Consider the following 12,575-nt stretch of genomic DNA (forward strand, 5'->3'; position numbering starts at 1 on the left):
CAGGTCACTTTCCGCGCACGCGTACCGGCAGCCCCGCTCGGCGACGACGTCAGGAGACGACCCGTGGTCCGCTCACGCAAACGCCCGTACCGCTCCACCGCCGCCCTCACCTCCGTCGTGATCCTCGCCGGAGCCGCCCTCGGCCCGGTTCCCGCCGGCCACGCCGCGGCGTCCGGCGGGGCTCCCGCGGCGTCCTCGGGAACGTCCGGGGGAGCCTCCGCGGCGGCGTCCTCGGAGGTCTCAGAGGTCTCAGAGGTCTCGGAGGTCTCAGAGGCCTCAGAGCCGTCCATCCGGTTCGTCACCGTCTCGGGCCACCGCGGCACGAAGCTCGCGGCCAACGTCGTCGTCCCCGCCGGGGGCGGCAAGCGCCGCTACCCCGTCATCGTGCTGCCCACCAGCTGGTCCGTGCCGCAGGTCGAGTACCTCGTCCAGGCGCGGAAGCTGGCCGCCACCGGCTACGTCGTGGTCAGCTACAACTCGCGCGGCTTCTGGCAGTCCGGCGGGAGGGTCGAGGTCGCCGGCCCGCCGGACGTCGCCGACGCCTCGAAGGTCATCGACTGGGCGCTGAAGCACACCCCCGCCGACCCCCGCAGGGTCGGCATGGCCGGCATCTCCTACGGCGCGGGCATCAGCCTGCTCGCCGCCGCGTCCGACCGGCGGATCAGGGCCGTCGTCGCGATGAGCGGCTGGGCGGACCTCGTCGACTCCATCTACAGCGGCCGCACCCAGCACTCCCAGGCCTCGGCCCTCCTCGTCGGCAGCGGTTACCTCACCGGCCGTCCCAGCGCGGATCTCCAGCGGTACATGAAGGCCTTCTTCACCTCGGACCTGGACCGGGAGGCCGAGATGATCGCGTGGGGGAGGAAGCGCTCCCCCTCCGCCCACCTCTCCAGGATCAACGCGAACGGCGCCGCGATCATGCTGGGCAACGCCTGGGGCGACTCGATCTTCCCGCCCAACCAGTACGCCGCCTTCTACGACCGGCTCACCGTCCCCAAGCGCCTGGAGCTCCGGCCGGGCGACCACGCCACCGCCGAGGCGACCGGCCTGCTGGGGCTGCCCAACGACGTCTGGAGGAACTGCCGGCGCTGGCTCGACCACCACCTCAAGGGCAGCGACAACGGCATCGACCGGGAGGAGCCCGTACGGCTCACGCCCCGCACCGGCGGCGGCGAGGAGGGCCACCCCTCCTGGAAGGCGGTGCCGTCCGGCGCCGTGAAGGTCCCGCTCACCGGCACCCGCCGGGTATCCGCGAACGCCGACTCGGGGGCGAACGGCGGGCTGATCTTCCTCTCCAGCGCCCTCGACCAGTTCTTCAAGGCCCCGCCGGAGGTCTCGGTCCCGCTGCTGCCGCGCTCCCGCGCCGCCGTCTGGCAGTCGCGGCGGTACGCGGACGAGCGGCGCGTGCGCGGCACGGTGAGGCTGCACACCACGGTGACGAGCACCGGGGCGAGCGGCACCGTCATCGCCTACCTCTACGACGTCGGCCCGTCCGGCAGGGGGAGGCTGGTCACCCACGCGCCGTTCACCTTCCACGGCAAGCGCCCCGGCACGCCGTTCGGCATCGACCTGGAGCTGTTCTCCACCGCCTACGACGTCCCGGCCGGCCACCGGCTCGCCCTGGTCGCCGACACCGTCGACCCGCTCTACATCGAGCACAACCCGGACGGCGCGAGACTGGCCTTCTCCTCCCCGGCCGGGGACCCGTCGTACCTCTCGGTGCCCCTGCGCGACTGACACGCGGCGGCCCCGGGCCGCCGCGTCAGATGCCGGTGGGGGTCATCGGCTGCATCAGGCGGCGCGCCGCCTCGGTGACGGAGCCCGACAGCGACGGGTAGACCGCGAAGGTGTGGGCGAGCTGGTCCACGGTGAGGCGCTGCTGCACGGCGACCGAGACCGCCAGGATCAGCTCGGAGGCGCGCGGGGCGACCACCACGCCGCCGAGGATGATGCCGGTGTGCGGGCGGCAGAACAGCTTCACGAAGCCGTCGTGGAAGCCCTGCATCTTCGCGCGCGCGTTGGTGGCCAGCGGGAGCTTGACCACGTTGGCCTCGATCTCCCCGGCCTCGATCGCCTTCTGCGCCACCCCGACCGCGGCGATCTCGGGATCGGTGAAGATGTTGGAGGCCACGGTGGCCAGGCGGAGCGGCTGCACGGCCTCGCCCAGCGCGTGCCACACGGCGATCCGGCCCTGCATCGCGGCGACCGAGGCGAGCATCAGCACGCCGGTGCAGTCGCCGGCCGCGTAGACGCCGGGGGCGGAGGTGCGGGAGACCTTGTCCACCTGGATGAAGCCGCCCCGGTCGAGGGTGACCCCGGCCTCCTCCAGGCCGATCCCGGCCGTGTTGGGGACCATGCCGACGGTCATCAGGCAGTGGCTGCCCTCGGCGGTCCTGCCGTCCTCCAGCGTGACGACCACACCGTCGGCGGTGCGCTTGACCGACTCGGCGCGGGAGCGGCCCATGACGTTCATCCCGCGGCGCCGGTAGACCTCCTCCAGGACCTCGGCGGCGTCGGCGTCCTCGTTGGGCATCATCCGGTCGCGCGAGGAGACGAGGGTCACCTCGGAGCCGAGCGAGCGGTAGGCGCCGGCGAACTCCGCGCCGGTGACGCCGGAGCCGACCACGATGAGGTGCTCGGGCAGCTCCTTCAGGTCGTACATCTGCCGCCAGGTGAGGATGCGCTCCCCGTCGGGCTCGGCGGTGGGCAGGATCCGCGGGGTCGCGCCGGTCGACACGATCACGACGTCGGCCCGGATCGTCCGGTCGCCGGCCCGGACCACCTGCGGGTCCACCAGCCGGCCGGGGGCCCGGACCACCTCGACGCCCTCGGCGGCGAGCCGGGCCGCGATGTCGGCGGACTGCGCCTGGGCCAGCTCCTTGACCCGCCGGTTGACCAGCGGCATGTCCGCGACCGGGCTGCCGGCGTCGCCGTCGGGGCCTCCGGTGTAGTGCACGCCGAGGGCGGCGGCGTCGAGCAGCGCCTGCTTGCGCACGGAGGTCGCGATCAGGGTCTTGGACGGCACGCAGTCGGTGAGCACGCAGGCCCCGCCGGGGCCGTCCTGCTCAACCACGGTGACCTGGGCCCCCAGTTGGGCCGCCACCAGGGCCGCCTCGTATCCGCCGGGCCCGCCACCGATGATCACGATCCTTGTCACGTACCCCATTGTCCCGCATCCGCGGACCGCGCCACCTCCCGGTCCCCCTCAGTGCGTTCCGAATCCGCGAAAACCACAGGAGACCGTGCACATCCGGAGAAAACCCGCGGCATGCCGCGGTGGGGTGAGCTTCCGGCTCCCGTGGATTAGGCTTGCATGCCGTGCCTGTCTACGCCGCCTACGGCAGCAACATGGACCCCAAGCAGATGGCCCAGCGGGCCCCCCACTCCCCCATGCGGGGGTCGGGCTGGCTCCAGGGCTGGCGCCTGACCTTCAGCGGGGGCGACCACGGCTGGGAGGGCGCGCTCGCCACCATCGTCGAGGACGCTGCGGAAGAGGTCTTCGTCGTCCTCTACGACGTCCCCGAGTGGGACGAGACCTCCCTCGACCAGTGGGAGGGCGCGATCCGGGGGATGTACCACAAGGTGCGCCTGCGCGTGCAGACCCTGGACGGCGAGGTCGTCGCCTGGTTCTACGTGCTCGACGGCTACGAGGGCGGCCTGCCCACGGCGCGCTACCTCGGGGTCCTGGCCGACGCCGCCGAGAACGCCGGGGCCCCCGACGACTACGTCAAGGCGCTGCGCGGCCGTCCCTGCACCTCCCTGGGCGGTTAGGCCGCGTCCCCGGCGTGATCGGCGACCCCGGCGAGTACGCTCGGTGAGGTGAGCAATGACCCTTACGCAGACCCTTACGCACTCGCCACGGACGCCGCGACCGCGCTGAGGAGCGCCACCGGAGTCGACTCCTTCGACGTCGCGCTGGTGATGGGGTCGGGCTGGGTCCCGGCCGCCGACGCGATCGGCGAGACCGTCGCCGAGATCCCGGTGACCGACCTGCCCGGTTTCACGCCCGCCGCGGTGGCCGGCCACGCGGGGCGGATCCGCGCCGTGCGGACCGCCTCGGGCGCGAACGCGCTGATCTTCCTCGGCCGCACCCACCTGTACGAGGGCCGCGGCGTCGAGCCCGTCGTGCACGGCGTGCGGACCGCGATCAAGGCGGGGGTCCGCACGGTCGTGCTGACCAACGCCGCGGGCGGCCTGCGCCCGGAGACCCAGCGGGTCGGCGAGGCGATCCTGATCAGCGACCACATCAACCTGACCGGGGCCAACCCGCTCAGCGGGGCCACCTTCATCGACCTCACCGAGGTCTACTCCCGGCGCCTGCGCACCCTGGTCCGCGAGGTGGAGCCCGGCATGGCCGAGGGCGTCTACATCGCCTTCCGCGGCCCGACCTACGAGACCCCGGCCGAGATCCAGATGTGCCGGGGCTTCGGCGGCGACATGGTCGGCATGTCCACCGTGCTGGAGGCCATCGCGGCCCGCGAGGGCGGGGCCGAGGTGCTCGGCATCTCCCTGGTCACCAACCCGGGCGCCGGCCTGGTCGGCGAGCCGCTGAACCACCAGGAGGTGCTGGAGGTCGGCCGCGCCACCGCCACCCGGATGGGCGACCTCCTCGCCAAGGTCGTCGGCAAGCTGTAGGCGCCCGCTCGCGCGGCCCCGCCCCCGGGGTGGGGAGCGGAGCCGCGGGCGGGCCGCAGGGACAACCGGCGGGGGCGCGGGTCCCCCGCCCAGAGCATGAGGTGACATGAGCAGCGATCTCGTACGGCTCGCGCAGGCCTGGCTGGCCCAGGACCCCGACCCGGAGACCCGGGCCGAGCTGGAGGCACTCCTTTCCGGCGGCGACGAGGCGGCGCTGCGCGACCGGTTCCAGGCCAAGCTGGAGTTCGGCACCGCCGGGCTCCGCGGCGAGCTGGGCGCCGGCCCCAACCGGATGAACCGGGTCACCGTCATGCGCGCCGCCGCCGGCCTGGCCGCCGTCCTCGGCCCCGGGCGGCACGTCGTCATCGGCTACGACGCCCGGCACAACTCCGACGTCTTCGCCCGCGACACCGCCGCCGTGCTCACCGGAGCGGGGCTGCAGGCGTCGCTGCTGCCCGCGCCGCTGCCCACCCCCGTGCTGGCCTTCGCCGTACGCCACCTCGGCGCCGACGCGGGCGTGACCGTCACCGCCAGCCACAACCCGCCCCGGGACAACGGCTACAAGGTCTACTGGGGCGACGGCTCCCAGATCGTGCCCCCGGTCGACGCGGAGATCTCCGCGGCCATCGACGCCGCCGGCCCGGTCTCCGAACTGCCCCTCGGCTCGCCGGAGGACCCCTCCTGGACCGACCTGGGCCAGGAGATCGTCGCCGCCTACCTGGACGCGGTGACCCTGCTCCCGCTCGGTGACGCCCGCGACCTGCGGGTGGCCTACACCCCGCTGCACGGCGTCGGCGGCGTCACGCTCACCTCCGCCTTCCTGGCCGCCGGGTTCGAGGGCCCGGTGACCGTGGAGGCCCAGGCCGATCCGGACCCCGACTTCCCGACCGTCGCCTTCCCCAACCCGGAGGAGCCCGGCGCGATGGACCTCGCGCTGGAGCTGGCCGGGCGGATCGGCGCCGACCTGGTGCTGGCCAACGACCCGGACGCCGACCGCTGCGCGGTGGGCGTGCCCCTGCCCGGCGGCGGGTACCGGATGCTCACCGGCGACGAGGTCGGGGCCCTCCTCGGCGAGCACGTGATCCGGCAGACCTCCGGCGACCGGCTGGTGGCCACTACGATCGTCTCGTCGTCCCTGCTCGGGAAGATCGCCGCGGACTACGGCGTGCGCTACGCCGAGACCCTCACCGGCTTCAAGTGGATCATGAAGGCCGGCTCGGAGCGCGGCGACGGCGGCGGCCTGGTCTTCGGCTACGAGGAGGCGCTGGGCTACAGCGTCGGCTCCGACGGAGGCCTGCCCGTCCACGACAAGGACGGCATCGGCGCGGCCCTGACCGTCGCCGGTCTCGCCGCCGGCGCCAGGCGCGACGGCCGCACGCTGCTCGACCTCCTCGACGACCAGGCCCGCCGGTACGGCCTGCACGCCACCTCCCAGCTCTCGGTCCGGGTGAGCGACCTCTCCCTGATCGCCGGCGCCATGGCCCGCCTGCGCGCCACCCCGCCGGCGGAGCTGGGCGGCCGCAAGGTCGAGTCGGCCGAGGACCTGAACCTGGGCGCCGGAGGCCTCCCGCCCACCGACGGCCTGCGCTACCTGCTCACCGGCGGCGCCCGCGTCGTGGTCCGCCCCTCGGGCACCGAACCCAAGCTCAAGTGCTACCTGGAGGTCGTCGTCCCGGTGACCGGGGAGGTCGCCGGGGCGCGGGCGCGGGCCGCCGAGGACCTGTCGGCCCTGAAGCTGGACCTGGCGGCCCTGCTGGACCTCGGGAGCGCGTAGCCGGCCTCCCGGGAAGGACCCGCTCCCGGGGAAACCACATTTGGCCCTCTCATGGGGGAGCCGATCGCCCGCGATGGTCTCGGCGGTGAGAGTCTCAGAGACGAGAGTCTCACGCCTGAGACCATCGGAGGAAGATGGGCCGGTTCATCGAAAGAGCCGCTGAGCTGGGAAGACTCCAGCGCGTCCTGGCCAAGGTGGAGAGCGGGCGGGCGGGGAGGCCGGGGCGGGCGGTCCTGGTCCGGGGCGCCCGCCAGGTCGGCAAGTCCCGGCTGGTGGAGGAGTTCGCCAGGCGCGCGGGCGTGCCGTACGTCTTCTACTCCGCCGCCCGCGGCGCGCCCGACCGGCAGATCCGGGACTTCCTCTCCGCGGGGGCGGCCTCGGGCCTGCCCGGCGCCTCCTCGCTGGCCGGGCGCTCCGCCGGGTCGTGGGAGGAGGCGCTGGAGACCATGGCCGACGCCGTCCCCCGGGACTCGCCGAGCCTCGTCGTCCTGGACGGGCTCCCCCTCCTGCTCGCGGGCGACCCCGGTCTTGAGGGCACCCTGCAGGTGGTGTTCGCCCGGGAGCTGTCCCGCCGCCCCGTGATGCTCGTCCTCATCGGCTCGGACCTGGCGGTGATGGAGGCGGTCAACCAGCCGGGCAGGCCCTTCTACATGCGGGCCGCCGAACTGGTGGTCCACCCCCTCACACCGGCCGAGGTCGCGACGGCCCTGGAGCTGCCGGCGACCGAGGCCGTCGACGCCCACCTGGTCTCCGGCGGCCTGCCGATGATCTGCGCGAGCTGGCCGGACGGGCTCGCCGTCCGGGAGTACCTCCGCCTGGCCCTGGACGACCCCGCCTCGGCCCTGGTGGTGGCCGGAGAGCGCGTCCTCGCCGCCGAGCTGGCGCCGGACGCGCAGGCGCGCGCCGTCCTGGACGCCGTCGGCGCGGGGCTGCGCACCCACTCCGCCATCGGCCGCGCGGTGCCCGAGGTCCCCAGGGCCTCCCTCAACCGCGCCCTGCAGCTCCTCGTGGACAGGCGGCTGGTCGCCGCGGACCTCCCGCTCGGCACCCGGCCGTCCCGCGAGACCCGCTACCGCGTCGCCGGCACGCACCTGGGGTTCTGGCTGCCGTTCGTCGGCCCCCGGCTCCCGGAGATCGAGCGGGGCCGGGGCGACCTCGCCCTGGCGCGCGTGCTCCGGTCGTGGGACGCCTGGCGGGGCGCGGCCGTGACGCCGCTGGTCCGGGAGTCCCTCCGGCGGATGCCGGGGCTGCCCCGGGGGACGGGCGAGATCGGCGGCTACTGGACCCGCACGGGCGATCCGGAGATCGACATCGTGGGGACGGACCGCGGGCCGGTCGGCGAGCGGATCACCCTGGTCGGCGCGGTCACCTGGCGGGAGGACCGGCCGTTCGACCGGCACGACCTGAGCGAGCTCATCGTCCGCCGGTCCAAGCTGCCCGGCGCGGGCGCCGGCGTCCCGCTGCTGGCCGTCTCCCGGAGCGGGACGACGACGGCGGAGGTCACCCTGGTCACCCCCGGCGACCTCGTGGCGGCCTGGCTCCCACGGGAGAGCCCTCCCCCGGGGAGCGCGCGACCGCCCGGCACCGCCGGATGACCCGGTCCGCGGGCCGGCCGGGAGACCGCCGGAGGCGGGTCCCGCGGCCCGTCAGCCGACGACGACGGCCGCCACCACCAGGGCGAGCGCGACGCCGAGGGCGGCCAGCGCGCTCGGCGCCCAGCCGATCCGCATCGTTCCGGATCCGGCCGCCGCGGCTCCGGTCCCGGCGGGACCGCCCGCGTCCGTGCGCTCCGGCCGGTCGGCGCCCCCGGCCCGCCGGGCGTCCCGGGCCCGCTCGGTGATCTGCTCGGCCACCCAGTCGGCGTGGGTCTTGCCCGCGAACGCCTCGGCCGCGGCCCGCTCCCCCTTGGTGAGCACCGGCTCGGTCGTGAAACGCCCCCTGCCCGGGGCGCCGGACTGCCCGCGCTTCGTGGCCGCGGCCCGCTCCCGGGCCGTGGTCTGCGGCGTCCAGCAGCGCACGACGCGGTCTCCGGAGGAGATGGTGATCGCGTGGGAGACCGTGACGTCGTCCACGCCCGCCCACGGGACGAAGGTGTTCCTGAGCGGGTTGCGGACCAGCACGCCGTCCGCGGTGAGCACGACCGCCGGACGCAGGCAGGTGACGAAGACCAGCGCCGTCAGCACCCCCAGCACCGCCCCCGCGACCATCGAGGGCGGCCCGCTGTAGCGGACGGCCAGATCGACGGCATTGGCCGCGGCGAACGCCACCCAGACCCAGCCCAGGACCAGCGCGAGCTTCGAGCGGAACACCTGCCTCATCGCCCGCCCGCCTCCGCAGGCCGCGCCGGCGGCGCCGCCGCGCCCGTGGCCCGCTGCCTCACGCCTGCCACTTGAGCCGCGCGAACCCGGGCTTGATGACCCCGTTGATGAGCGCAAGCCGGTCGTCGAACGGCAGGAACGCCGACTTCATCGCGTTGACCGTGAACCACTGCATGTCGTCCCAGTCGTATCCGAACGCCTCCGAGAGCTTGGCGAACTCCTCGGAGACGGTGGTCCCGCTCATCAGCCGGTTGTCGGTGTTGACCGTCACCCGGAAGTTGAGCCGGCGGAGCAGGCCGATCGGGTGCTCGGCGATGGAGGACGCGGCCCCGGTCTGCAGGTTCGACGTCGGGCACATCTCCAGCGGGATGCGCTTGTCGCGGACGTAGGCGGCCAGGCGGCCGAGCTTGGCGTCGCCGTCGCCGGACACCGCGATGTCGTCGATGATCCGCACGCCGTGGCCCAGCCGGTCGGCGCCGCACCACTGGATCGCCTGCCAGATCGAGGGCAGGCCGAAGGCCTCGCCGGCGTGGATGGTGAAGTGCGCGTTCTCCCGCTGGAGGTACTCGAACGCGTCGAGGTGGCGGGTGGGCGGGTAGCCCGCCTCGGCCCCGGCGATGTCGAACCCGGCCACACCGACGTCGCGGTAGCGGACCGCGAGCTCGGCGATCTCCATGGACCTGGCCTGGTGGCGCATGGCGGTGAGCAGCGTGCCCACTCGGATGCCCCGGCCCTCCGAGCCGGTCCTGAAGCCCTCCAGGACGGCCTCGATGACCTCCTCCAGGCTCAGCCCGGCGGAGGTGTGCTGCTCGGGCGCGTAACGCACCTCGGCGTAGACCACGCCGTCGTTCGCGAGGTCCTCCGCGCACTCGGCGGCGACCCGGACCAGCGACTCCCGCGTCTGCATGACCCCGACCGTGTGGTCGAACGTCTCCAGGTAGCGCTCCAGCGAGCCGGAGTCGGACGCCTCGCGGAACCAGGTCCGCAGCGCGTCCGGGTCGGTCGTGGGCAGCCGGTCGTAGCCGGTCTCGCGGGCCAGGTCGACGATGGTCTCGGGCCGCAGACCACCGTCGAGGTGGTCGTGGAGCAAGACTTTCGGAGCCTGGCGGATCTCTTCGAGAGTGGGTAGCTGGCTCATCTCGCCATCCTAGTGTCAGGGGTCCGGTCAGCGGTTTTACAAGATCCGCCGAAAGCCCCGCGGGCTATTCGTCGCGGTTGGCCGTCTCGGGGGAGAAGGCGGGCAGGCAGACGGCGACGTACTCCGCGCCCTCGGTGCCGCAGCTGTAGCGGACCCTCTCCCCCGGCTCGCACGCGAAGGCCTGCCCGGCGTGGACCTCGGTCACCCCGCCGTCGTGCTCGACGAGGACGGTGCCCCTGAGCACCAGGGTGTACTCGGCGAACTCCGGCGCCTGGGCGGGCTCGTCCCAGCCCGCCGGGGCCGTCATGTGGGCGATCGAGATCCGGTCGTCACCGCTGTTGACCCGGCCGACGTACTCGTCGATGATCTTGCCGCCCGGGACCGGGATCCGTGTCGCGTTCTCGATTTTCCGTACCATCAGACCATTCTGTCACCGGCCCCGGTCCACCCCTCTCAGTGGGCCACGTCGATGACCAGGCGGTTCGGCTGCTTCTGCGCCAGCACCCGGAACCCGGCCTTGTGGTCCAGGACGATGCCCACGCCCACCACGGCCTCGAAGTCACCGGTCTTGACGACGTTCTGCACGTTGCCCAGCCCCGCCTGGAAGACCGGTCCGCCGGTCCAGGTCGGCGCGCCCGCCTCGGTGTGCGCGTTGGCCGGGGTGATCGTCACCTGGAGGTAGGCGCCGCCCTTGACGTCGATCGGCTCGCCCGACCCGTCCTGGACGAGCTCGGGCACCCACTCCACCCGGTAGCCGGGCAGCTCGCCCTCGAAGTCGACCACCACCCGGTCGAACCCCTCGTGCTCGGCGAAGCGCGCCCCGGTGACGATCGGCGGGGCGGCGGGGCTCCGCTCGACCTCGACCCGCTCGGTGCCCGTCGGCGGCTTCAGCTCGCCCGGCCCGGGCGTCGGCGGCGGCTGCGGCGACGCCGGCGGGGAGGAGGAGCCGTCCGGGGCCGGACTCTCCGTCCCGGCGGGAGAGGCGGTGGCCGTGGCGGGCGGGGCGGGAGAGGCGGTGGCACCGGTGGTCCGCCCGCCGCACCCGGCCAGCAGGGTGAGGGGGACGAGCACGAGTGCGACGCGGGAACGGTTCATTGAAGCCTCCTACCTGGTAGGACGTCCAATACCCCGGAAAGGTTCAGCCGCATGCCCCCTGTCCGGAGGTGGACATCCCCGCCGCCCGGAATGGAACCGCCGCCGCGGGGGCCCCGGCTCCCCACGGCGGCGTGCCCGCCGCCTCCCCCGGCCCCGGACGTCCGCGGGAGGCGGCGAGTGCTCTCAGACGGCCTCCAGGACCTTCTCCTCCTCCACCGCGGCGGCCGTACGGGCTCCGCGCAGCCCGGTGAGGGCGATGCCGAGGCCGAGCAGGCCCAGGGCGGCGGAGACCGCGATCGCGGCGCGGAAGCCGGCGAGCGGGTCGGCGCCGGTGCTGGAGGTCAGCACCGCCGTCACGATCGCCAGCACGACCGCGCCGCCGACCTGGCCGGAGGTGTTGAGCAGGCCGGAGGCCAGGCCCTGCTCGTCGTCGGCGACGCCGTTGGTGGCCTGGATGTTGAGCGAGGGGAAGGACAGGGCGAAGGCGATGCCCAGCAGGACCATGCCCGGGATGACCAGTGCGGCCAGGCTCGGGTCGGCGTCGAGGCGGAGGAAGAACGCGTACCCGGCGGCCAGGGCGGCCGAGCCGATCACGATCAGCCGGGCGGTGCCGAAGCGGTCGGCCAGGCCGCCCATCTTCGTGGAGGTCACGGCGACCAGCAGCCCGGCGGGCAGGAAGGCGAGCGCGGTCTCCAGCGCGGACCAGTGCAGGAAGTTCTGGAAGTACTGCATGGCGACGAACTGGAAGCCGACGTAGGAGCCGAACAGGATCACCAGCCCGAGGTTGGCCCGGACGATGGGGCCGGAGCGCAGGATGCCGAGCCGGACCAGCGGGTGCCTGACCTTCCGCTCGGCCACCACGAAGACGGCCAGCAGGGCGGCGGCGGCGAGCAGGGACAGGACGGTCTGCGCCGAGCCCCAGCCGACCTCGGGAGCCTCCACCACGGCGTACACCAGCAGCAGCATCGAGGCGGTGATGGTCACGGCGCCGATGAGGTCGTAGCCGCCCGCGGCCCGCTCCTCGCGGTGATCGGGCACGAACTTCAGGGCCGCGACCAGGGCGATGATCGCCACGGGGACGGGCATGAGGAACGTCCAGCGCCAGCCGAGCTCGGTCAGCAGGCCGGAGATGACCAGGCCGAGGGAGAAGCCGCTGGCGCCGGAGGCGGTGAAGATGCTGAGGGCCCGGTTGCGGGCCGGCCCCTCGGCGAAGGTCGTGGTGATGATGGACAGGGCCGCGGGGGCGGTGAAGGCGGCGCTGATGCCCTTGACGAAACGGGCGGCGATCAGCAGGGTGCCGTCGTCGACCACGCCGCCGAGGAGGGAGGCCACGGCGAAGACCGCCAGCGCGACCAGGAAGACCCGGCGCCGCCCGAGCAGGTCGGCGGTCCGGCCCCCGAGCAGCAGCAGGCCGCCGTATCCGAGCACGTAGCCGCTGACCACCCACTGCAGGGCGGAGGTGGACAGGCCCAGGTCCGCCTGGATGGAGGGGAGGGCGACGCCCACCATCGAGACGTCGAGGGCGTCGAGGAAGACGACGGCGCACAGGACCGCCAGGGCGGCCCAGAGGCGCGCGTCCCAGCGTCCTTCGGTGGAGGAAGGGATCATGGGGCCC

At 74.0% G+C, this 12,575-nt stretch carries 11 protein-coding genes; 5 read left to right on the plus strand and 6 right to left on the minus strand.

Features of this window, described 5'->3' with window-relative positions; all coding sequences use genetic code 11:
• Positions 1-63: 63 nt before the first annotated feature.
• Positions 64-1,737, plus strand: coding sequence for a CocE/NonD family hydrolase (locus tag FHS22_RS07415; protein ID WP_184939549.1), 1,674 nt, complete (start codon positions 64-66; stop codon positions 1,735-1,737).
• Positions 1,738-1,762: 25 nt separating this feature from the next.
• Here the strand turns inward: FHS22_RS07415 and FHS22_RS07420 are convergent, their stop codons facing one another.
• Complete coding sequence (locus FHS22_RS07420) at positions 1,763-3,157, minus strand: NAD(P)H-quinone dehydrogenase (RefSeq protein WP_184939551.1); 1,395 nt, start codon at positions 3,155-3,157, stop codon at positions 1,763-1,765.
• A gap of 161 nt (positions 3,158-3,318) precedes the next feature.
• Here FHS22_RS07420 and FHS22_RS07425 point away from each other — a divergent pair, with 161 nt between their 5' ends.
• The 4 genes from FHS22_RS07425 (at position 3,319) to FHS22_RS07440 (ending at position 8,004) form a co-directional block, all read left to right on the plus strand.
• The gene (locus tag FHS22_RS07425) at positions 3,319-3,771 is read left to right on the plus strand and encodes a gamma-glutamylcyclotransferase (protein WP_184939552.1); all 453 of its coding nucleotides are present in this window, start codon (positions 3,319-3,321) and stop codon (positions 3,769-3,771) included.
• Positions 3,772-3,819: 48 nt separating this feature from the next.
• Positions 3,820-4,635, plus strand: a complete 816-nt coding sequence (locus FHS22_RS07430; RefSeq protein WP_184939553.1) for a purine-nucleoside phosphorylase — start codon at positions 3,820-3,822, stop codon at positions 4,633-4,635.
• A gap of 106 nt (positions 4,636-4,741) precedes the next feature.
• The gene (locus FHS22_RS07435) at positions 4,742-6,409 is read left to right on the plus strand and encodes a phospho-sugar mutase (RefSeq protein WP_184939555.1); all 1,668 of its coding nucleotides are present in this window, start codon (positions 4,742-4,744) and stop codon (positions 6,407-6,409) included.
• Between the two features lie 134 nt (positions 6,410-6,543).
• Positions 6,544-8,004, plus strand: coding sequence for an ATP-binding protein (locus FHS22_RS07440; RefSeq protein WP_184939556.1), 1,461 nt, complete (start codon positions 6,544-6,546; stop codon positions 8,002-8,004).
• A gap of 51 nt (positions 8,005-8,055) precedes the next feature.
• Here the strand turns inward: FHS22_RS07440 and FHS22_RS07445 are convergent, their stop codons facing one another.
• The 5 genes from FHS22_RS07445 to FHS22_RS07465 form a co-directional block, all read right to left on the minus strand.
• Positions 8,056-8,727, minus strand: a complete 672-nt coding sequence (locus tag FHS22_RS07445; protein WP_184939558.1) for a PH domain-containing protein — start codon at positions 8,725-8,727, stop codon at positions 8,056-8,058.
• Between the two features lie 58 nt (positions 8,728-8,785).
• The gene (locus tag FHS22_RS07450; protein ID WP_184939560.1) at positions 8,786-9,865 is read right to left on the minus strand and encodes an adenosine deaminase; all 1,080 of its coding nucleotides are present in this window, start codon (positions 9,863-9,865) and stop codon (positions 8,786-8,788) included.
• A gap of 64 nt (positions 9,866-9,929) precedes the next feature.
• Positions 9,930-10,283, minus strand: a complete 354-nt coding sequence (locus FHS22_RS07455) for a cupin domain-containing protein (RefSeq protein WP_184939562.1) — start codon at positions 10,281-10,283, stop codon at positions 9,930-9,932.
• Positions 10,284-10,318: 35 nt separating this feature from the next.
• Positions 10,319-10,960, minus strand: coding sequence for an AMIN-like domain-containing (lipo)protein (locus tag FHS22_RS07460; RefSeq protein ID WP_184939564.1), 642 nt, complete (start codon positions 10,958-10,960; stop codon positions 10,319-10,321).
• A gap of 183 nt (positions 10,961-11,143) precedes the next feature.
• Positions 11,144-12,568 (minus strand): MFS transporter, encoded by a 1,425-nt coding sequence (locus FHS22_RS07465; protein ID WP_260407730.1) that lies wholly within the window; start codon positions 12,566-12,568, stop codon positions 11,144-11,146.
• Positions 12,569-12,575 lie beyond the last annotated feature (7 nt).

Origin of the sequence: Thiemannella venezuelensis, assembly GCF_014203605.1 — a bacterium.
Taxonomy (GTDB): domain Bacteria; phylum Actinomycetota; class Actinomycetes; order Streptosporangiales; family Streptosporangiaceae; genus Planomonospora_A; species Planomonospora_A venezuelensis.

Coding starts and splice junctions, on each gene's coding strand:
- FHS22_RS07435 (WP_184939555.1), top strand. CDS start 4,742: ATGAGCAGCGATCTCGTACGGCTCGCGCAGGCCTGGCTGGCCCAGGAC.
- FHS22_RS07440 (WP_184939556.1), top strand. CDS start 6,544: ATGGGCCGGTTCATCGAAAGAGCCGCTGAGCTGGGAAGACTCCAGCGC.
- FHS22_RS07445 (WP_184939558.1), bottom strand. CDS start 8,727: ATGAGGCAGGTGTTCCGCTCGAAGCTCGCGCTGGTCCTGGGCTGGGTC.
- FHS22_RS07450 (WP_184939560.1), bottom strand. CDS start 9,865: ATGAGCCAGCTACCCACTCTCGAAGAGATCCGCCAGGCTCCGAAAGTC.
- FHS22_RS07455 (WP_184939562.1), bottom strand. CDS start 10,283: ATGGTACGGAAAATCGAGAACGCGACACGGATCCCGGTCCCGGGCGGC.
- FHS22_RS07460 (WP_184939564.1), bottom strand. CDS start 10,960: ATGAACCGTTCCCGCGTCGCACTCGTGCTCGTCCCCCTCACCCTGCTG.
- FHS22_RS07465 (WP_260407730.1), bottom strand. CDS start 12,568: ATGATCCCTTCCTCCACCGAAGGACGCTGGGACGCGCGCCTCTGGGCC.